Source organism: Rouxiella aceris, from assembly GCF_012933545.1.
GTDB classification, from domain to species: domain Bacteria; phylum Pseudomonadota; class Gammaproteobacteria; order Enterobacterales; family Enterobacteriaceae; genus Rouxiella; species Rouxiella aceris.
Map to the genome: position 1 here is coordinate 156,800 of NZ_JAADJU010000012.1, position 21,774 is coordinate 178,573.

The following is a 21,774-nucleotide window of genomic DNA, read 5'->3' on the forward strand; positions in this document are numbered from 1 at the left end:
CCTTGGGCAAAGCAAGCAAACAACGTGTGCTAAGCGTCCGCCGACCGGTTTTTTTTTCTGTCAGGCCGTTTTTTTGTCGCCCGGCGGATTTTTGCCGGGCAGCGATTTTTAACATGTTATGTGTTTTTACAGTTGAAATGGTTTTTCTGTTTGCGATAGTTTTCATGTCTGCGATAGTAAGTCTTACGATAGGGCATGACAGGAAGGGCAATTTTGCTACAACCACAACAACATTATTTGGTTATCACCGCGCTGGGTGCCGATCGTCCGGGGATTGTCAACACTATCACTCGTCAGGTGAGCAGCTGCGGTTGTAATATCGAGGACAGCCGTCTTGCCATGCTCGGTGAGGAATTTACGTTTATTATGCTCCTCTCCGGAAGCTGGAATGCCATTACGCTGATTGAGTCTACGCTGCCGCAAAAAGGCGCGGAGCTGGAGTTGCTCATCGTGATGAAACGGACCAGCGCCCATGAGCGTCCACCGATGCCCGCCACGGTGTGGGTAAAGGTTGAAGTAAAAGATTCACCGCATCTGATTGAGCGTTTTACCGATCTTTTTGACACTCACCAGATGAACATTGCCGAACTGGCGTCCAAGACTACGCCCGCCGAAGACAGCACTGATGCACAATTGTCCATCCAGATCACGGCGCACAGCCCGGCCAATGCCGATGCAGCAATTATTGAGCAAGCCTTCCATCAGCTATGTACAGAATTGAATGCACAAGGCAGTATTAGCGTCATCAGCTATACCCAATAGATTTCAGGATACGAGAAGCAGGCAACGGAACTGAACGGCAAAAACTTACACTGTAAGCCAAGGCAGGAAGTCCCCGCCAACCGATCGCGGCCTTGAAAGATAAAGGGATATTCCAGCATAAAGATAAACCGCAGCATTAAGATAAAGATGGAGAAACATAATGAGCCCACTGAAAGCCGGAGATACTGCGCCGCAATTTAGTTTGCCCGATCAGGACGGCGAACAAATTAATCTGGCCGACTTCCAGGGACAGAAAGTCCTGGTCTATTTCTACCCGAAGGCCATGACGCCAGGTTGTACCGTACAAGCCTGTGGCCTGCGCGACAATATGGACCAACTGAAAGAAGCTGGCGTAGAAGTGCTGGGGATCAGCACCGACAAGCCGGAAAAACTCTCTAAATTTGTTGAAAAAGAGCTGTTGAACTTCACGCTGCTGTCTGATGAGGATCACCAGGTTTGCGAAGCTTTTGGCGTCTGGGGCGAGAAAACCTTTATGGGGAAAACCTATGACGGTATACACCGCATCAGCTTCCTGCTTGATGGAACTGGCAAGGTCGAGAAAGTGTTTGATGACTTCAAGACCAGCAATCATCACGATATCGTGATGGCTTATCTCAACGCCAAATAAGCCTCGGCAACAGCCTGATAGCACCAATAGCCCTGTTAATCAGGGCTAATTAACAACTATTCGCAGTTATCATCCTCAGGCTGCCAGCCTCAGATTATTGCGGCTCCTGGTTAAGCAGCTCATCAGGCCATACGTGGATCACCGCCTTGATCAGCGTAGCCAGCGGGATGGCAAAAAACACCCCCCAAAACCCCCATAGTCCGCCAAAAATAACCACTGCCAGAATAATCACCAACGGATGCAGATTGACCGCCTCGGAAAACAGCAATGGCACCAACAGGTTGCCATCCAGTCCCTGCACCACCAGATAGGCGACGATCAGCGTCCAGAAATCGGCCCCCACGCCCCACTGGAAGAGTGCCACCACGATCACCGGAATGGTTACCAGCATCGCGCCGATATAGGGGATCAGCACCGACAGCCCGACCAACACCGCCAACAGCAGTGAATAGCGCAGATCCATAAAAAAGAACACCAGATAGGTGGCCACTCCAACAATCACCATCTCTAGCACCTTGCCGCGAATATAGTTGGTGATCTGTTGGTTCATTTCGGTCCACACCAATCCGGCCAGGCCATGTTCTCGGGGCAACACCCGGCGTACTGCATTGAGCATCTGCTCTTTGTCTTTCAGCAGAAAAAACACCATCAGCGGCACAATAATCAGGTAAATTGCCAGCGTCAGCAGGCCGACCAGCGACGCCAGCGAATATTTGACCACTGACTCGCCCACCCCGGAAAGTCGGGCGCGCAGGTTGTCCATCATCATATCGATAATACCGGCATCCACCAGCGCCGGATAACGTTTTGGCAAGGTGGCCGCCAGGTCGTAAAATCGATTGAGCATACTCGGCAGATCGGCCATAAAATTCAGTGCCTGCTGCCAGCTAAGCGGGGCAATAACAAACAGCAACAGCATAACGATGCCGGTAAACAGGGTCAGCACCACGCAGACCGAGAGCGTACGCGTGCAACCCAAACGCTGCAAACGCACCGTGGGCCACTCCAGCAGGTAGGCCAGAACAATCGCCACCAGCAACGGGGCAAGAATGCCGTTGAGAAAATAGAGGATACAAAAACCGGCGACCAGGATCGCCAGCAAGGCAATAGCCTGTGGGTCGGTAAAACGACGGCGGTACCACTGTAATAACATGTCGAGCATCAGAATAAACTCCTGTATTCCATTATCAGACTGCTGACGCATTTGTCCGTAAAACGACAATATAACGCGAAATACTGCACTCTTTTTCGGTATATTTTTGTCACAGATATCTCAGTCACGGTGGTTCCAATGTTGTATCGCTTGGATAAAATAGAACACCTCAGAAAAAAACATGCTGTTGTGAATCAAGTTATGCTGTGAACTGAAACCTTATCATGGATAAACGGCTTAGGCAGGCTTATTGAGATCCTCCCGCTTTATGCCCTGTGCAGGCAAAATGGCGGCAAGCAGTGCGGATCTTTGGCAAGTCAAACTCCCCCCGTTAAGTAAAGGTATTGATGGCAATGCAGTTAAAACTGAAGTTGAGAAAGTTTGTCAGGTCTACAGTCACCACCGGCCTGCTGGTATCAACCCTCAGCGGCGCGAGCTCATTTTATGCGCGAGCAGACAATAGCGATTTGCTGCCGGATATGGGCACCACGGCAGCGGGAACGCTGACTATCGACCAGGAGTTGCAAATTGGTGACTTTTACGTTCGCCAGTTGCGCGGCAGCGCGCCGTTAATTAACGATCCGCTGCTTAATGACTATATTAATCAACTGGGACAGCGTCTGGTGGCGAATGCCTATTCGGTACGCTTTCCGTTTCATTTTTTTCTGATCAACAATGACGAGCTTAACGCCTTTGCCTTTTTTGGCGGCAACGTGGTGCTGCATGCTGCGCTGTTTCGCTATACCGAAAATGAAAGCCAGCTCGCTTCGGTGATGGCCCACGAAATTTCCCACGTGACCCAGCGCCATCTGGCACGCGCCATGGAAGATCAGCAACGCAAAGCCCCTTTGACCTGGGTGGGAGCACTCGGTTCTATTCTGCTGGCCATTGCCAGTCCGCAAGTGGGCATGGCGGCGCTCACCGGCACGCTGGCCGGGACGCAACAGAATATGATCAGCTTTACCCGTTCCAACGAAGAGGAAGCTGACCGCATTGGCTTGCAGGTATTGCAACGTAGCGGCTTTGATCCTGAAGCCATGCCGGACTTTATGCAAAAACTCGCCGACCAGTCCCGCTACTCCAGCAAGCCACCGGAAATGCTGCTTACCCACCCGCTGCCCGATAGCCGCCTGTCCGACGCCCGCAACCGCGCCAACCAGATGGCGCGACATATCGTGCAATCCTCGCAGGATTTCCTCTTTGCGAAAGTGCGCATTTTTGGCATGTATGGCAGCGAGGACCATCCGCTGACCGACGACTATATCAAGCAATTAAGCGAGGGGAATAGCCGTGAGCAACTGGCAGCGAAATATGGTCAGGCGCTGCTGTTTTACAAAGCCAAAAATTTCAATCAGGCGAGAAATATCCTTGAGCCAATGCTCAATAAAGATCCCGCTAACCTGTGGTATATCGATTTGCTGACCGATATCGATATCGACCAGGGCCATGCGCCGCAGGCTATTGCCCGGCTGGAGAAAGTCAATGCCGCTGGCAGTAAAAGCCCGGTACTGCAACTGAATCTGGCCAATGCCTATGTAGAGGGCAATCAGTTCGCCAAAGCCAGCCAACTGCTTTATCGCTATACTTATGCTCATCCCGAGGATGCCAACGGCTGGGAGCTGCTGACCAAGGCCACCGCACAGCAGGGGTTGCGAGCGCAGGAACTGGCGGCACGCGCAGAAAGTATGGCGTTAATTGGTCGCCTCGATCAGGCCATCAGTATGCTTAGCAATGCCAGCGCCGTATCCAAGCTCGGCAGTCTCGATCAGGCCCGCTACGATGCGCGTATCGATCAGTTGCGTCAGCTACAAAAACGCTTCGAGCAGTATCAAAAAGGCTAGTCCGGTTATCATCCGGCCTTTTTGTCCGCCACGTTCAATTTAAGATAGGGAACCGTTATGCAACATGATGTCGCCATTTATCACAATCCGCGCTGCAGCAAGAGCCGCGAAACGCTGGCACTGCTGGAGAGTAAGGGCATCAAGCCGGATGTGATTTTATATCTGGAAACGCCGCCGTCGGTGGATACGCTAAAGAAATTGCAGCAGCAGCTGGGCTTTGCCTCAGCCAGAGAGATGATGCGCACTAAAGAAGATATTTATAAGGAATTGAAACTGGGGGATAGCGCGTTAAACGAACAGCAGCTGTTACAGGCCATTGCCGATCACCCGCGGCTACTGGAGCGCCCTATTGTGGTTTGCCAAGGCAAAGCGCGCCTGGGCCGTCCACCAGAGCAAGTGCTGACTATCCTGTAAAGGATTCAGGCTTGGTTGCAGTCAGCCTGAACGTTACAGTGAGAGGATCTCTTTAACAAAGGGGATGGTCAGTTTGCGTTGGGCAGTAATTGACGCTCTGTCGAGTTGATCGAGGGTCATAAACAGCGTGCGCATTTCACGATCGAGACGTTTAAGTAAAAAACGGCCGACATCTTCCGGCAGCTCAAAACCGCGCAGTTTGGATCGCAGCTGTAATGCCTGCAATTTTTCTTCGTCAGACAGCGGCTGCAGGCGGTAGATTTGTCCCCAGTCCAGACGCGAGGCCAAATCGGGCAAGCCAAGGTTTAACTGGCGCGGCGGACGATCGCCGGTGATAAACAGCCGGGTACGCCCGGTTTCCAAAATGCGGTTATACAGGTGAAACACTGCGGCTTCCCAGGCTTCATCACCGGCAATACCCTCGATATTATCGATACACACCAGCGCCAACTGCTCCATGCCATCCAAAACTTCAGGCACAAAATAGGCGCGTTTATCGAGCGGAACATAACCGACGGCTTCGCCACGTTGAGAAAGCTCGGCGCAGGCGGCATGCAGCAAATGGCTACGCCCGCCGCCTTCACGCGACCAAAAATAGATATAAGTGCCATGCTCTTGCTGCAACGCGGTTTGCATGGCAGAAAGCAGCGAAGGGTTCTCACCCGGATAAAAACTGGCAAAGGTTTCGTCATCGGGAAGATAGAGTGGCAGGGAAAGCTGTGCCGGCGTATTCAGAAGCACCTCAACCAAAACTGGCGCATAGACCAGACCTGTTTATATAAAAAGCGTATAAAAAATTAACACAAATTATTAATCGCAGAATTCTAGCATAGGATCCGACGAGAGTTGTACTTTCGCTTGCCAATAAGCAAAATCAGGCAAGCGCAGAACATTTTGCCAAAGCGGCGCTGGCTATCGTCAGACGGCCAGCGCCAGGCAAAAGGTCAATCTCAGACAGCAGGCGGTTCGCGTTCGTCTACAACGTCAATAATCTCTTCTTCGCCGCGGTACATATCGATCACTTTAAACAGCAGGCTGAGGAAGACACCGACCACGGTAGCCAGCGCCATGCCTTTCAGTTCGGCTGCACCGATGTGAACTTTGGCGCCGCTGACGCCGATAATCAGGATCACCGAGGTCAGGATCAGATTTTTTGGTTTATTGTAGTCAACCTTGGACTCGATCAGCACACGGATACCGGACGCGCCAATCACCCCGTAAAGCAGCAGTGAAACACCGCCCATTACCGGCACCGGCACGGCCTGAATTGCCGCAGCCAGTTTACCGACGCAGGAAAGCAGGATCGCCAGGATTGCCGCTCCGCCGATTACCCAGGTGCTGTACACCTTGGTGATCGCCATCACGCCAATATTTTCACCGTAAGTGGTGTTTGGTGTGGAGCCAAAGAAACCGGAAAGCACGGTAGACAGGCCATTGGCCAACATTGAACGATGCAGCCCAGGATCGCGCAGTAAATCCTTTTTGACGATATTGGCTGTTACCACCAGGTGGCCGACGTGTTCGGCAATCACCACCAGCGCAGCAGGCAGAATGGTCAATACTGCCACCCACTCAAAACGCGGGGTATAGAAGGTTGGCAAGGCAAACCAGTGCGCTTCAAGAATAGGCGTCACATTGACGACACCCATAAAGTAGGCCAGCGCATAACCCACCAGCACACCGATCAGGATCGGGATAATGGCCAGGAAACCGCGAAATAACACCGAGCCCAGTACCGTCACCGCCAGGGTAACCACAGAAATGGTTACCGTGGTGCTGTCGGCGGCCACGCCTTCAGCGGGCAGCAGTCCGGCCATATTGGCGGCAACGCCCGCCAGCTCCAGGCCGATAACGGCAACGATCGCCCCCATCGCCGCTGGCGGAAACATCACGTTAATCCAGCCAATACCAGCCTTTTTAACAATCAGCGCCACCAGGCAAAACAGCAGGCCACAGGCAATAAAACCGCCTAACGCCACCTCATAGCCCAGGGGCAATAGCAGCAATACTGGTGAAATAAAGGCAAAACTCGATCCGAGATACGCCGGTATTTTTCCTTTACAGATAAAAAGATAAAGCAAGGTACCAATACCGTTAAACAGCAGTACTGTCGCCGGGTTGATTTTAAAAAGGATCGGCACCAGAACGGTGGCACCAAACATGGCAAAAAGATGTTGAAAGCTTAGCGGAATGGTCTGCAATAATGGCGGACGCTCGCTAACCCCAATAACCCGACGTGTCATAAACTCACCCTCTGTCAATTATTTTCCCGTCATCCTTACGGATGCGAGTGTTGTTGTGTTGTAAAAAAGTACGGCTAAAAAATCAAAAAAAAGCCGACTTTTCAGTCGGCTAATGCTTACTTGGTACCAAATATCTTATCGCCCGCATCGCCAAGGCCAGGAATGATGTATCCCTTTTCATTCAGCCCCCGGTCAATAGAGGCGGTATAGAGTTCGAGATCCGGGTGGGCTTTCTCAAGCGCGGCAATACCTTCCGGCGCGGCAACCAACACCAGTACCTTGATATTTTTACAACCGGCTTTTTTCAGCAAATCGACGGTGGCGATCATTGAGCCACCGGTCGCCAGCATCGGGTCAACCACCAGCGCCAGACGCTCGTCAATGTTGGAGGCCAGTTTCTGGAAATAAGGTACCGGCTCCAGGGTCTCTTCGTCGCGGTAAACACCGACGACGCTGATGCGCGCGCTGGGGATATGTTCCAGCACGCCTTCCATCATGCCCAGACCGGCACGCAGAATGGGTACCACGGTAATCTTCTTGCCTTTAATCTGCTCAATCTCGACCGGACCACACCAACCTTCAATGGTCACCGTCTCGGTAGCCAGATCGGCGGTGGCTTCATAGGTCAGCAGACTCCCCACCTCAGAAGCCAGTTCGCGAAAGCGTTTCGTGCTGATGTCATTCTCACGCATCAGTCCCAGCTTGTGTTTTACCAGCGGGTGTTTCACTTCAACGATCTTCATTTTCTCTCTCTCCTAAAGCGGTTGGCCAAAAAAATCGCGTGATTATAACCCCTTTTATTTTCAACGCCAGCGCCAATAGACTGATAAGGATCAATGGATTTGTAGAAAACTTTATCAGCGGCTCGATGAGTATAGGTAGAGAAACGTCATCACAGCGCATAAGCTACTCGCAAACGTTTGCCTGCACTGTTAGAATTGGCGCGCTTGATTTTTCAACCACAAAACGCAAACGTCGTGGGGATCCCGCAGTGACCGAAAAAACCTCTCTCAGCTATAAAGACGCAGGTGTGGATATCGATGCAGGTAACGCATTGGTAGACCGCATTAAAGGTGTAGTAAAACAGACTCGTCGTCCTGAAGTCATGGGCGGACTGGGTGGTTTTGGTGCCCTGTGCGCGCTGCCGCAAAAATATCGTGAACCCGTGCTGGTTTCGGGAACCGACGGCGTTGGCACCAAGCTGCGTCTGGCAATGGATTTAAAACGCCACGATACCATCGGTATCGATTTGGTTGCCATGTGTGTCAACGACCTGGTGGTACAAGGGGCAGAACCGCTGTTCTTCCTTGACTATTACGCCACGGGCAAACTGGATGTGGATACCGCAGCCAGCGTCATTACCGGTATCGCCGAAGGCTGCAAGCAGTCTGGCTGTGCACTGGTGGGTGGCGAAACCGCCGAAATGCCGGGGATGTATCACGGCGATGATTACGACGTCGCAGGCTTCTGCGTCGGCGTGGTTGAGAAATCAGAAATCATTGACGGCAGCAAAGTTCAGGACGGCGACGTTCTGCTAGCGCTGGCTTCAAGTGGCCCGCACTCCAATGGCTACTCTCTGGTTCGCAAAATTCTCGAAGTCAGCAAGGCCGATCCATTGACCACCGATCTGGCGGGTAAAACGCTGGCCGACCATTTGCTGGAACCGACTAAAATCTATGTAAAATCAATCCTTAAACTGATTGAAACCGTAGAGGTTCACGCTATTTGTCACCTGACCGGTGGTGGCTTCTGGGAAAATATCCCGCGCGTATTGCCTGACAATACGCAGGCGATTATCAATGAAGCAAGCTGGGTATGGCCGGAAGTGTTTAACTGGTTACAGCAAAATGGCAATGTCAGCAGCCACGAAATGTACCGCACATTCAACTGCGGCGTGGGTATGTTGATTGCGTTACCGGCAAATCTGGTCGATCAGGCGATTAGCCTGCTCAATGATAATGGCGAAAAAGCCTGGGTGATCGGCAGCATTAAAGCGTCCGATTCTGCAGAGCGCGTGATTATCAAGTAAAGATTACCGGCTACGGCGGCTAATAAACCGATCCCGGATCACTTGCACCAGTAAGTGATTCGGGTGAGAGCGAGCAGCCAACGCAGCTATAGCGTCAAGGGCGAAGGGTTCCCCAAAGCCATTGGCGTTGTAGCAAGGCGGCAAATAAACGAACCCCGATGAGCTTACACCAGTAAGTGATTCGGGTGAGAGCGAGCAGCCAACGCAGCTATGGCGTCAAGGGCGAAGGGGAAAAATATGAAACGGATTGTCGTATTGGTATCCGGCGACGGCAGCAACCTTCAGGCACTCATCGATGCCTGCCAGCAGGGACGGATCAACGCCAGGCTCAGTGCTGTTTTTAGTAATAAAGCCTCTGCTTATGCTCTGGAACGTGCGCAAACCGCAGGTATTCCCGCTCAGTCGTTATCGCCCAGCGCTTTTGCCGATCGTGAGGCCTTTGATTTGGCATTGGCGGCAGATATCGACGCCTATCAACCGGATTTACTGGTGCTTGCCGGTTATATGCGCATTCTCAGCCCGGCGTTTGTGAAACGTTACGCTGGCCGCATGCTTAATATCCACCCTTCCCTGTTGCCGAAATACCCGGGCTTGAACACCCATCAAAAGGCTATCGACAACCAGGACAGCGAACACGGTACCTCGGTGCATTTTGTTACCCAGGAGCTGGACGGCGGGCCGGTGATATTACAAGCCAAGGTGCCGGTTTTCGACGAGGATAGCGCTGAGGATCTCAGTGAACGCGTACAGACCCAGGAACACAATATTTATCCACTGGTCGTCAGTTGGTTTGTCGACGGACGTTTGATCTTGCGTGATGACTGCGCGGTGCTCGATGGGAAAGTGTTGCCCGCTCAGGGTTACGCCGCCGACTAAGTACGTGCTTTGCTGCCTATTATCCGAAAGCCGGCCTGCAGCCGGTTTTATGGCTACTCCCCCTACTTAATCCCCGCTACAATGAAGGGTAACGCTGAATAACCGGTTAACGCCTGGTCCGTGGCTGGCTACTTCTCTGTCTCAACCGACTTTCCATCAGCGCAAGACCGTCATCAGGGGCAGCCACACCCGGCGAATAGATATTAAGGAATATTATGTCCAGCACCTACCGCATAAAACTGCGCCCGTTGGAAAAGGACGACTTACCCTTTGTTCACCGCCTGAATAACAATGCCAATGTGATGCGCTACTGGTTCGAAGAGCCTTACGAGGCCTATGTCGAGCTGGAAGATTTGTATGCCAAACATATCCACGATCAGAGCGAACGCCGCTTCATTACTGAGTTTCAAGATACTCATGTCGGTTTGGTGGAGTTAGTTGAAATCAACCATATTCACCGCCGGGCAGAATTTCAGATCATCATTGATCCGCACCATCAGGGACAGGGCTTTGCCAGCGAAGCGGCACAGCTGGCCATGGATTACGCCTTTTCGGTGCTCAATCTGTATAAACTCTATCTGATTGTTGATAAAGAGAATGATAAAGCCATTCATATTTACAGCAAACTGGGGTTCGCAGTAGAAGCCGAGCTCAAAGAGGAGTTTTTTGTTAATGGGGAATACCGTAGCGTCATCCGCATGTGCATTTTCCAGCCTGAGTACCTTAAGGCCTTTAAATCCCCTCAAGGCCGCAACCCGGCAATAGAAGCGCTTGGCGCAGGCGTGCTGTAATGTCATTGCCTTGCTCGCTGTTGCCAACATAATGACCATCCAATACCGACGAATAAAACATAACCACGATGGATTAAATTTTTAAAAGTCCGAGATTATTGTCCCCTGGTCAGCGCCCCACAGAAGCCAAGGCGGTGGCGCTAGGTCGCTGGCGGGAAAATCATTGGATCTATTGGACTTTACTGTCAATCTCTCGCAATAATGCAGGTAGATACTAGGCTGCACCCGACAATGGGTCGCAACCCTCCGGGCTGGGCAATATCCCGTTATTGGCGTTGCCACAGCGAGAAAACCGGTGCACTTGGATAAGTAAGTCATTCGGCCAGATGCTCGCTGTTGTTGCGTAACCACGACGGGTCATTGTGCCCTGGGGGGCCGGGTTTCAGGCTAAATGAACGGAGTGAAAATGGGTCAGGAAAAACTGTATATTGATAAAGAACTGAGCTGGTTGTCCTTCAACGAACGCGTGTTGCAAGAGGCAGCAGACAAAACCAATCCGCTGATTGAACGGATGCGTTTTCTCGGGATTTACTCCAACAATCTTGACGAGTTCTATAAGGTCCGTTTCGCCGACCTGAAACGTCGCATCCTGATCAGCGAAGAACAGGGGTTTATCGGGGCATCACGGCATTTGCTGAAGAAAATTCAGGCAAAAGTCATGCGCATCGATCAGGAGTTTGACACTCTGTACAATGACCTGCTGCTGGAAATGGCCCGCAATCAAATCTTTCTGATCAACGAACGCCAGGTGTCAGAGAACCAGCAAAACTGGCTGCGCCAATATTTTAAACAACATCTACGTCAGTTTATTACCCCGATTCTGGTAAACCATGACACCAATCTGGTGCAGTTTCTTAAAGATGACTACACCTATCTGGCGGTAGAGATTATTCGCGGTGCACAGATCGACTATGCACTGCTGGAAATTCCATCCGATAAAGTCCCGCGTTTTGTCAACCTGCCGCCGGAAGCGCCGCGCAGACGCAAGCCAATGATCCTGCTCGATAACATTTTGCGCTATTGCCTTGATGAAATCTTCAAGGGCTTTTTCGATTATGACGCGCTCAATGCCTATTCGATGAAAATGACCCGCGATGCCGAGTACGATCTGGTCACGGAAATGGAATCCAGCCTGCTGGAACTGATGTCATCAAGCCTGAAACAGCGTTTAACCGCCGAGCCGGTGCGCTTTGTTTACCAACGGGATATGCCCGATGAAATGGTGGAACTGCTGCGCGAAAAACTGGGCATTTCCAATTATGACTCGGTGATCCCCGGCGGTCGTTACCATAATTTTAAAGATTTTATTAACTTCCCCAATGTTGGCAAAGCCAATATGGTCTACCAGCCCTTACCGCGTCTGCGGCATTTATGGTTTGATAAGTTCCGCAATGGCTTTGCGGCCATCCGCGAGCAGGACGTATTACTTTATTATCCTTACTACACCTTTGAGCATGTGCTGGAATTACTGCGTCAGGCGGCCTTTGACCCTAACGTGATATCGATAAAAATCAATATTTACCGCGTCGCCAAAGACTCACGGATTATTGAATCGATGATCCACGCTGCGCACAACGGTAAAAAAGTCACCGTAGTGGTTGAGCTCCAGGCCCGATTTGACGAAGAAGCCAATATCCATTGGGCCAAGCGCCTGACAGAAGCCGGTGTGCACGTTATATTCTCTGCACCGGGACTGAAAATTCATGCCAAACTGTTCCTTATCTCACGTAAGGAAGGTGATGAAATTGTGCGTTATGCGCATATTGGTACCGGCAACTTCAACGAAAAAACCGCGCGCTTATATACCGACTATTCTTTACTGACTGCCGATGCCAGGATCACCAATGAGGTACGACGGGTGTTCAACTTTATCGAGAACCCTTACCGCCCTGTTACCTTTGAGCATCTGATGGTCTCTCCGCAAAACTCACGCAGCATGCTGTATGGGCTGATTGATAAAGAGATCGCCAACGCGCAGGCTGGAGAGAAAGCCGGGATCACCCTGAAAATAAATAATCTGGTTGATAAAGGCCTGATTGACAGACTGTATGCCGCATCCAGTTTTGGGGTAAAAATACGGTTGCTGATCCGCGGTATGTGTTCGCTGGTCCCTAACCTTCCCGGCGTCAGCGAAAATATCCAGGTCACCAGTATTGTCGATCGTTATCTTGAGCACGATCGGGTTTATGTCTTTGAAAATAGTGGCGATCCCAAGGTATTTCTCTCCTCGGCAGACTGGATGACGCGCAACATCGATTATCGTATTGAAGTGGCCGTCGCCCTGCTCGATCCGCGTCTTAAACAGCGTATATTGGATCTGTTGGCCATCCAGTTCAGTGACACGGTAAAAGCCAGATATATTGATAAAGATCTCAGTAACCGTTATGTTCCACGCGGAAATCGTCGCAAGGTACGTGCACAGGCGGCAATTTATGACTATTTGAAAGCCCTTGAACTGCGATCTTAGATCATCACCAAAAGACCCAGCCTGACACTTTGGAGTAAAGAGACACATGCCGTTAAATAGCCCGATGACTGCTAAACCACAGGAAATTGCCGCAATCGATCTCGGATCGAACAGTTTTCATATGGTGATCGCCCGTGTCGTTAACGGTGCCCTCCAGGTGTTAGGTCGACTCAAGCAACGCGTACATCTGGCCGACGGATTAGACAGCCAGAATAACCTCAGCGAAGAAGCCATGCAGCGCGGTCTCGACTGCCTGGCGCTCTTTGCCGAGCGTCTGCAGGGGTTTTCTGAAGATAATGTCACCATTGTCGGCACGCACTCACTGCGCCAGGCGGTTAACGCCGAAGCCTTTTTAAAACGTGCTGCCAAGGTGATCCCTTATCCGATTGAGATTATCTCTGGCCAGGAAGAAGCCCGCCTAATCTTTATGGGAGTGGAACATACGCAGCCAGAAAAAGGCCGCAAGCTGGTGATTGATATCGGCGGCGGTTCCACAGAACTGGTGATTGGCGAAGACTTTGAACCGCTGCTGGCCGAAAGCCGCCGTATGGGCTGTGTCAGTTTCGCCCAGCAGTTTTTCCAGGGTGGCGAGATTAGCCGCAATAACTTTAAGCGCGCTCGGCTGGCCGCGGCGCAAAAGCTGGAAACTCTCACCTGGCAATACCGCCTGCAGGGCTGGCAGTATGCTCTTGGCGCCTCGGGCACCATCAAAGCCGCCCACGAGGTGCTGATCGCCATGGGGGAAAAAGATGGCCTGATCACTCCTGAACGACTGGAGCAACTCAGCGATGAAGTAATGAAATACAAAAACTTCAGCGCCCTCAGTCTGCCCGGCCTGTCAGAAGATCGACAGTCGGTGTTTGTTCCCGGATTGGCGATCCTCTGCGGCGTTTTTGATGCCCTGGCCATTAAAGAGCTACGTTTGTCTGACGGCGCGCTGCGGGAAGGTGTGCTGTATGAGATGGAGGGACGTTTCCGTCATCAGGATATTCGCAGCCGCACCGCCAAAAGCCTGGCAGAACATTATAATATTGACCGCGAGCAGGCCCGTCGGGTGTTGGAAACCACGGAAATGCTCTATGCACAATGGCTGGCGCAAAATAACCACCTGGTGCAGCCACAGTTGGAGTCACTGTTAAAATGGGCTTCCATGCTGCATGAGGTTGGGCTCAGTATCAACCATAGCGGTATGCACCGTCATTCCGCTTATATTCTGCAAAACTCCAATCTGCCCGGTTTTACCCAGGAACAACAAACGCTGCTGGCCACGCTGGTGCGTTTTCACCGTAAAGCCGTACGTCTCGATGAATTACCGCGTCTCAATCTGTTCAAGAAAAAACATTATCTCCCCTTGATCCAACTGCTGCGTCTGGGTGCGCTGTTAAATAACCAGCGACAGTCCACTACGCCGCCGGAGTCCTTGCGTCTGCATACCGATGATAATCATTGGACCCTGTATTTTCCCGCCGGTTTTCTGGCGCAAAACAACCTGGTGCAACTGGATTTTGAACGTGAGCAAGACTACTGGAGTGGTGTTACCGGCTGGAAACTGATGCTGGATGAAGATAGCGAGACCGACACAAAAGATGAGTAAAAGGGTAACGGGTACGTCAGCCAATGACCTACCCGCTAGCCTATAGTGCTTTATTGCCCCGCCGTACCCGGCAGCAAGGATGACAGCGGTTGCGGTTTGCCGATCAGATATCCCTGCATATAATCCACGCCCAATGCCCGCAATGCCGTCTGCTGCTCTTCAGTTTCCACATACTCGGCAACCACAGTGAGACGCTTCATTCTGGCGACCTGACAAATAGACGAGACAATAAACTCATCCAGCGGATCATTAAGCATATTGGTCACAAAGCTACCGTCTATTTTGAGAATATCGGCATCAAGACTTTTCAGCCGATCGTACGTGGCGTAGCCAGTACCGAAATCATCAATGGCAATACGGCAACCAAAATGCCGCAACTCACGCATGGTCTGCATGGCGTAATCGAAGTCCTGCAGCAGATGCGACTCGGTCACCTCAAGCACAATCTGATAAGGCTCGACCTGGTACATCTTCATCAGTTGCTGAAACTCCTGGCTAAATGACGGTCGGCACAGGGTTGATGGCGAAAAATTCACCGCAAAACGGGCGCTAGGCAACGGCTGACGGTATTGGTTAATAAACACCAGCGTATGTTTTAATACCCACATATCCAGTTGGTAGGCCAGGCCAAATTCATGCACTATCGGCAAAAACTGGTCCGGCGAAATCATCTGACCTTGCTCATCCGGCATGCGCAGCAAGATTTCATGGTAGCGATCGCCGCGGATCCCGGCGATAGGTTGCGCCAGCAAAACGAACAGATCATCGTCCAGCGAGCGTTGCACGCGATGCAACAACTCGACTTTTTGCTTGATCACCCCTTGCACCTGGCTATGGTCGACTTTATTGGACTCCGGCTTGCCGGTGGTCAGCGAAACTTCGGCAATGCCACTGAGCTCCCCCAATAAAATAGGCATATGGACGACGGGAGGATAGACCACGCACCAGGCCAGTCCGATATTGGGATGAACCGGTAAACCATTCCAGATCAAACGAAAGTTATCGACATATTCTTGCAGCTTATCGAGACGTTCCTCGATATTTTCATGATTCATCCGCAGCACTAAATCATAACCGGGTAAATGGTAAATCCCCTCTTCTGACTGCAGATGGGGTTGCAGGCCCATCACCAACTGCTGTTTAAACTGGATACGCAAACGCATGCCATAGTTTTTACTGAGAATATCCATTTCAGCAACGCGAACAAAGCACAGTACCGAACGCGGATATTTTTCGACATCACGATTGAATGCCCGCAAGTTTGCCAGTCGGAATACCGGATCCAGCAGTGAAGCAATGCTGACTTTGTGCATTAAAATACGTTCGCGCGAGGAAATCGCCGACATCAGCAGCAGGCAGAGGCTAAATACCAACATCAGCGCCGAGATAAAGATAAGGTTATGAAAGAAATTATTCGGATTAATAAATCCCTGATAATGATGAAACAGGATCAGCAAGGTCACCGACCAGACCAAAGTTATAAAATGATAGCCATAGCGAATGGCACCAAATAGCAGCACCGGCAACAATAAGGTCACGGTATAATCGCTTAGCAATATTTTGGTGGGATCCATTGGCCGTCGCATGCAGAGTAAAATAACCATGACGATCAGCAACACACACCAAATCAAAAATTCTGCCGGTTTGATACCCGCCACCCGCTGGGTTTTGATTTTTGCCCACAGCACCCACAGATACCGTGGTTTGCAGACGATGCGCAGCACAATATAAAAAAGGTGCCCCTCCAGCAGAATACCCAGCATCACCCCCTGATAATTGATCAGAGTGCGTAGTGTCAGGAAATTGGCGCTGACCATGCCGAGATAACCAGGAAGAGCACCGTTTTCGATAACTAATTGCAGCAGAAAGAGGAACAGCGTCGGCAATACAATCACCAGCCACACCAGACGACGCAGCGGTTGATATAACAGCCCGAAAGAGGCGCTCCAGCGATGTCGCACCTGCCAACGGTATCCCGCCCAGGCGACGCATAGAGAAAACAGAAAGATACTGGTCAACAACAGCGCCATTTCTGCGCCAATAAGCAGATAATAACGTCCATACAGCCACAGAGATATACCCGGAATAGCTCGCCAGTCGAACATCATCAACAGCGCCACGCAGGCGCCCAGAGGCAGGTATAACAGATAAGTACGACCATCTTCCAGGTCCAGCATCGGTGATAGCCATGAGGCGAGAGGCAGCAAAATCAGAGCACAGAGCAAAGGTGAACCATACCAATGATGGCGTAACCCATGCCAGGTTGTTAATTTTTTTATCAATTGGGTCATCATTTACTCGTGCCAGTCGGCAGTCAGTCCCGTTTAGCCTTTATTCAGCCGTGTTAACCAGGAAAAGAAATCACAGATTTAGTAAGTCACCCATCAGCACCAGGTACTGCGGTTATTGCTGACGGAAAGGGACAAGAAGGGATAGGCACGCAATTACTGCGGTTTTTGTGGTTATCTAAACCCCCAAAATTAATACCATCCTATCCTTTTATTTATGATAAACCAACTGATAGCAAACAATAAACTTCTTCATGCCGGCAATAATCCAAGAACAGTTCAAAAAAAGCAATAAGTATGCAAGCTTATAATTTAATATGAATTAATAAATTAAAAGTACGGAATGAAAAGCGGAGCATGGCGGGTATATCTGGATGAATATTGCCTTCTGCTATATATTACCCCCTACAGTCCCCTTTCATTTCTGACTATTCGGAGCACCACGGCTCATCAGCAGATCTCACTATGCATAGAAGAAATAACGTAAAGTTGACAAAAATCGTGCTGACGATAAGTTTTATTATCCTGTTTGGCCGCTTTATCTACGCCACGATTGGTTCCTATTCCCAGCATAAAAGCCTGCAGCAGGCAGAAACCGAGCAAGGTATTGCGCCGGTTGACCAGGAAAACCAGACGGATAACACGCAGTAACTGTTCTTTTTCTTTACAGATTGCTTTGCCGATAGCAGATAAAAGGACGCTCGATGTCAGCAGTAACACCCCGGAACCACACGCAAAAACTGGCGGAAGTTCGTCGTCGTATTCTTGATTTACTGCTAAATAATGATGAGTTGGCCGAGAGCATTCTCGCTGAAAAAACTCAGGGTGCTGACAGTGCCACCTTAATGGATCAGACCGCGGTCCTCAGCGCCAATGTGGCAACGTTACACGCCGCCGACCTTGCCGATATTCTCGAAGCCTTGCCGGAACGCCAGCGTCTGGCGCTTTGGAAACTGGTGGATGCCCCCGCACGGGGTAAAGCCCTGGTCGAGGTATCGGAAACCGTCTGGGATAGTCTGATTAAAGAGATGAGCGACCGGGACCTGCTTAAAACCATGGCGCTGCTGGATCTCGATGACCAGGTCTATCTGGCAGAATATCTTCCCAGAGATTTGACCGGTCGTGTGCTTACCTCGCTGGAGCCATCACAGCGCGATAAAGTACGCGAAGTGATGAAGTTCAGTAAAAGCAGCATCGGACGGTTAATGGATTTTGAGCTGCTCACCGTGCGCCCTGATGTTACTCTCGCGACCGTGCAACGCTATCTGCGCTTTCGTAAGCAGATCCCCAAAGGCAGCGATAAACTCTTTGTCACCGATCGCCGCAACCTGCTATTAGGTGAATTGTCGTTAACCACCATATTGCTTAATGCGCCACAGCAGCGGGTTGCCGAGGTAATGAACGACGATCCCACCAGTTTTATTGCCGATGACAAAGCCGATAATGCCGCCAGTGCTTTCGAACGTTACGACCTGATCACCGCGCCGGTTGTCGATTTAAAAGGCAAACTGATGGGCCGTCTTACCGTCGAATCCATTGTCGATTTCGTCAACGAAGACTCCGATACCCATCTGCGGCGAATGGGGGGCTTAAGTCCGGAGGAAGACGTTTTTTCACCGGTATTCAAAGCGGTTAAAAATCGCTGGACCTGGCTAGCAATCAACCTGTGCACCGCCTTTGTTGCCTCGCGCGTTATTGGTCTGTTTGAACATACCATCTCTCAGTTGGTCGCCCTGGCGGCGCTGATGCCGATTGTGGCAGGTATTGGCGGCAACACCGGTAACCAGACCATTACCATGATCGTGCGCGCCCTGGCACTGCATCAGGTGCAACTGAGTAATTTACCCTTTTTGATTGTCAGAGAGCTTGGCGTGGCGCTGATCAATGGCCTAATCTGGGGGGGATTAATGGGGATAGTCACCTGGCTGCTATATGGCAATCTGGCCATGGGTGCCGTAATGACGCTGGCGATGGTTCTCAATCTGCTGGTGGCCGCGCTGATGGGCGTATTGGTACCGCTGACCATGGTCCGTATGGGCCGCGATCCCGCGCTGGGTTCAAGCGTGATGATCACCGCGCTAACCGATACCGGGGGATTTTTTATCTTCCTCGGTTTAGCGACAATCTTTCTGCTGTAGAACAGATAAATCATTTATAATCATGCGAGCCTCGCTTAGGGTGTAGAGCATAAAAATAAAATGAATAATGACGTCATCCCCCGATCGTTTTAATCGGGCCGAGAAAGGTTTTCACAGTGGATAAAAACCTGTATCAATCATCCAGCCCTTTGCCGATAAACTGGGTACGCGTGCTAACGCTTGCCATTACCCAGTGCGGATTGGCTTTGCTGTGTTTGTCGATTATTCATCACTCCTCCAGCCTGGCTGCACTATGGCTGCCAACCTCCGTGCTGATGACGGTACTTTTTTATCATCGTTACCGTGAATGGCCAGGGCTGCTGCTTGCGGCTGCCTGTGGCATTTTTGCCGCCCATACGCTGCTTGGCACGCCATTTTTACGTTACGTGCCCTATGTACTTAATAATCTGCTGGAAGCATCGATCGGTGCCGCCTTGCTGCGCCGGGCGCTCCCCGGTAACGATCCGCTCAATGGCTTGGGCAACTGGCTAAAATTTCTGGTTATCGCGGTGTTATTCACCCCTTTGCTCAGCACCCTGGTGCTGGTGTTGAGTAATATGAACCGCTCTGCCGATGAACTGCATCTACAGGCCACAACCTGGTATCTGTCAGAAGCCGTCGCCGTGTTGGTTCTAACGCCTATCGGGATGGTGTATAAGCACGGAGACAAGGCACGACTGCTGGCCTCTGGTCGCCTGAGTGAATTCTTGTTGACCTTGGGCGTTACGCTGTTTTCCTGCTTTTTAGCGCTTAAATGGCTGCCCTTCCCTTTTGCGTTTATCACCCTGCCATTGCTGTGGGTGGCGATCCGTATGCCGCGTCTGGAAGCCTTTCTGATCTTCCTTGCCACCACCATGATGGTGGGTTTGCTGCAAGCCAGCGTGTTTATGAACGTTTACCCCAATATGCTTAAAATCTGGCAGGGCTTGCTGTTTGCTCCTCTGCTGCTGGTTTTGCTGCCGGTCAGTGCCATGTCGCTGGCGATGCACTCTTTGCGGGTAGAGAGATCCAATATTACCGAGAGTGAGAACCGCTTTCGTAATGCCATGGAATACTCGGCAATCGGTATGGCGCTGGTGTCGCCTGAGGGAAAGTTTCTCCAGGGCAACAAAGCACTCTGTACCCTCCTGGGCTATGACCCGGATTACCTGCAGACTCTTAGTTTTCAGGATATTACCCATCCGGAAGATCTGCATAGCGATCTCTATTCACTGCAACAATTGCTGGATGGGGTGATAGAAGACTACACCCTGGAAAAGCGCTACCTGTGCCACAACGGCAAAATGGTATGGGCGCAACTGGCCGTTTCTCTGGTCAGGGACGATGACGAGCGTCCGCTCTATTTTATCGCCCAGGTCAAAGATATCAGCGATCTGAAAAAGACAGAAAAAAGTAACCAGGTGCTCTCTGAAGCCTTGCACGAAGAGAAAGAGCTGCTGCAAATCACACTCAATGCCATTAATGACGCGGTGATTTCTACCGATAAAGCGATGAACATTACTTTTATGAATCCGGTGGCCGAGAAAATGACCGGTTGGAGCGAGCAGCAGGCGCAGGGGCAACCGGTCAGCCACATTGTGCATATCAGCAATGGCGTTGATGGCCCATTGATCAGCGACTTTACGCCGTTTGATACCAAGGAAAATCAACACGCGTCACTCGATCAGTCTTTGATACTGCATGGTAATAATACCGGCCTTTTTGATGTCCAGCTGGCGGTATCGCCGTTAAAAACGCTGGCCGACGAGCCGATTGGCATTGTGCTGGTATTGCAGAACGTCAGTAAATCTCGAGAGTTGATGCGCCAGTTAAGCTACAGCGCGTCGCACGATCTGCTCACCGGACTCTCCAACCGCGGCAGCTTTGAAAAAAGTCTGAAAAGTGCATTGTTATTGACGCAGATCGAACATCAGACCCACTGTCTGGCCTTTATCGATCTGGACCGTTTTAAATTGGTCAACGACAGTGCCGGCCATGCGGCGGGTGATGAATTATTACGAGAAATCAGTCAATTGATGCTTCAAAACCTGCGTAACAGCGACAGTCTGGCCAGACTCGGCGGTGATGAATTTGCTATTTTGCTGTTTAATTGCGATATCAAGCGAGGTCTGCCGATTTTGCAAAATATCATCGAGAAGATTAACGCCTATACCCTGTTCTGGGATAACCATGTCTATGGCATTGGTGCCAGTGCCGGTATCACCCTGATGAATAACGGTCAGATCAGTCCCAGCGAATATATGGCGCAGGCTGACTTGGCTTGTTACAACGCCAAGCATAATGGGCGTGGGCAAGTGTTTGTTAGTGAAGGGAAAAAATATAATAGTAAGAGAGGTATGGCTTAAGAGGTGATTTTTGCTTTTAAAGGCAATTTTTGGTTTTAAAATCAACGTCAACGTCAACGTCAACGTCAACGTCAACGTCAACGTCAAGGTCAAGGTCAAGGTCAAGGTCAACTGCATTCGCTACGCTCACTGGGCGGCGGCCCAGACCGCCCAAAGGAGGCGAAGGCGCGCCTCCTTTGGAATCCTGCGCCTTGTCCAAATTGAA

Annotated in this window: 18 protein-coding genes; 12 read left to right on the top strand and 6 right to left on the bottom strand. The window is 50.9% G+C overall.

The genetic code is table 11. The annotated features are described in order from the left end of the window. Positions 1 to 195: 195 nt before the first annotated feature. Complete coding sequence (locus GW590_RS20495) at positions 196 to 762, top strand: glycine cleavage system transcriptional repressor (RefSeq protein WP_211186854.1); 567 nt, start codon at positions 196 to 198, stop codon at positions 760 to 762. Between the two features lie 160 nt (positions 763 to 922). Beyond that, entirely contained in the window at positions 923 to 1,390 is a 468-nt protein-coding gene (gene bcp / locus GW590_RS20500) for a thioredoxin-dependent thiol peroxidase (protein ID WP_169404931.1), read from the top strand. Positions 1,391 to 1,484: 94 nt separating this feature from the next. On the opposite strand, the gene GW590_RS20505 is transcribed toward bcp, so the two are convergent. Further along, positions 1,485 to 2,552 carry an AI-2E family transporter gene (locus GW590_RS20505; RefSeq protein ID WP_169404932.1) on the bottom strand — a complete coding sequence of 356 codons (1,068 nt, stop codon included), beginning with the start codon at positions 2,550 to 2,552 and terminating at the stop codon, positions 1,485 to 1,487. A 344-nt stretch (positions 2,553 to 2,896) separates the two neighbouring features. On the opposite strand from GW590_RS20505, the gene bepA reads away from it, so the two are divergent. Then, entirely contained in the window at positions 2,897 to 4,384 is a 1,488-nt protein-coding gene (gene bepA / locus GW590_RS20510; RefSeq protein WP_169404950.1) for a beta-barrel assembly-enhancing protease, read from the top strand. A gap of 57 nt (positions 4,385 to 4,441) precedes the next feature. Further along, positions 4,442 to 4,798, top strand: coding sequence for an arsenate reductase (glutaredoxin) (gene arsC, locus GW590_RS20515; protein ID WP_169404933.1), 357 nt, complete (start codon positions 4,442 to 4,444; stop codon positions 4,796 to 4,798). A 33-nt stretch (positions 4,799 to 4,831) separates the two neighbouring features. On the opposite strand, the gene hda is transcribed toward arsC, so the two are convergent. From hda to upp, 3 genes are all read right to left on the bottom strand, one after another. Then, on the bottom strand, positions 4,832 to 5,539 hold the full coding sequence (gene hda, locus GW590_RS20520; RefSeq protein ID WP_169404951.1) for a DnaA inactivator Hda: 708 nt from the start codon (positions 5,537 to 5,539) through the stop codon (positions 4,832 to 4,834). Positions 5,540 to 5,748: 209 nt separating this feature from the next. After that, complete coding sequence (gene uraA / locus GW590_RS20525; protein WP_169404934.1) at positions 5,749 to 7,041, bottom strand: uracil permease; 1,293 nt, start codon at positions 7,039 to 7,041, stop codon at positions 5,749 to 5,751. A 116-nt stretch (positions 7,042 to 7,157) separates the two neighbouring features. Continuing rightward, a complete protein-coding gene (gene upp, locus GW590_RS20530) occupies positions 7,158 to 7,784 on the bottom strand; it encodes a uracil phosphoribosyltransferase (protein ID WP_169404935.1) in 627 nt (208 codons plus the stop codon). 248 nt (positions 7,785 to 8,032) lie between these two features. Between upp and purM the strand changes: the two genes are divergently transcribed. The 5 genes from purM (at position 8,033) to ppx (ending at position 14,798) form a co-directional block, all read left to right on the top strand. Next, the gene (gene purM / locus GW590_RS20535) at positions 8,033 to 9,070 is read left to right on the top strand and encodes a phosphoribosylformylglycinamidine cyclo-ligase (RefSeq protein ID WP_169404936.1); all 1,038 of its coding nucleotides are present in this window, start codon (positions 8,033 to 8,035) and stop codon (positions 9,068 to 9,070) included. Positions 9,071 to 9,307: 237 nt separating this feature from the next. Beyond that, the gene (purN, locus tag GW590_RS20540; protein WP_169404937.1) at positions 9,308 to 9,946 is read left to right on the top strand and encodes a phosphoribosylglycinamide formyltransferase; all 639 of its coding nucleotides are present in this window, start codon (positions 9,308 to 9,310) and stop codon (positions 9,944 to 9,946) included. Between the two features lie 215 nt (positions 9,947 to 10,161). Further along, the gene (gene speG / locus GW590_RS20545; protein WP_169404938.1) at positions 10,162 to 10,737 is read left to right on the top strand and encodes a spermidine N1-acetyltransferase; all 576 of its coding nucleotides are present in this window, start codon (positions 10,162 to 10,164) and stop codon (positions 10,735 to 10,737) included. A 406-nt stretch (positions 10,738 to 11,143) separates the two neighbouring features. Further along, entirely contained in the window at positions 11,144 to 13,204 is a 2,061-nt protein-coding gene (gene ppk1 / locus GW590_RS20550) for a polyphosphate kinase 1 (protein WP_169404939.1), read from the top strand. Positions 13,205 to 13,250: 46 nt separating this feature from the next. After that, positions 13,251 to 14,798 (top strand): exopolyphosphatase, encoded by a 1,548-nt coding sequence (gene ppx, locus GW590_RS20555; RefSeq protein WP_169404940.1) that lies wholly within the window; start codon positions 13,251 to 13,253, stop codon positions 14,796 to 14,798. Positions 14,799 to 14,848: 50 nt separating this feature from the next. Here ppx and GW590_RS20560 read toward each other — a convergent pair whose 3' ends face one another. Next, positions 14,849 to 17,092, bottom strand: coding sequence for an EAL domain-containing protein (locus GW590_RS20560; RefSeq protein WP_235955995.1), 2,244 nt, complete (start codon positions 17,090 to 17,092; stop codon positions 14,849 to 14,851). Between the two features lie 483 nt (positions 17,093 to 17,575). Here GW590_RS20560 and GW590_RS20565 point away from each other — a divergent pair, with 483 nt between their 5' ends. The 3 genes from GW590_RS20565 (at position 17,576) to GW590_RS20575 (ending at position 21,569) form a co-directional block, all read left to right on the top strand. Beyond that, the gene (locus tag GW590_RS20565) at positions 17,576 to 17,737 is read left to right on the top strand and encodes a YfgG family protein (RefSeq protein WP_235955996.1); all 162 of its coding nucleotides are present in this window, start codon (positions 17,576 to 17,578) and stop codon (positions 17,735 to 17,737) included. 53 nt (positions 17,738 to 17,790) lie between these two features. Next, the gene (mgtE, locus tag GW590_RS20570; protein ID WP_169404942.1) at positions 17,791 to 19,224 is read left to right on the top strand and encodes a magnesium transporter; all 1,434 of its coding nucleotides are present in this window, start codon (positions 17,791 to 17,793) and stop codon (positions 19,222 to 19,224) included. Between the two features lie 116 nt (positions 19,225 to 19,340). After that, the gene (locus tag GW590_RS20575) at positions 19,341 to 21,569 is read left to right on the top strand and encodes a diguanylate cyclase domain-containing protein (RefSeq protein WP_169404943.1); all 2,229 of its coding nucleotides are present in this window, start codon (positions 19,341 to 19,343) and stop codon (positions 21,567 to 21,569) included. A gap of 16 nt (positions 21,570 to 21,585) precedes the next feature. Here the strand turns inward: GW590_RS20575 and GW590_RS20580 are convergent. Next, a partial coding sequence (locus tag GW590_RS20580; RefSeq protein ID WP_211186856.1) for a hypothetical protein occupies positions 21,586 to 21,774 on the bottom strand: 189 nt, incomplete at its 5' end.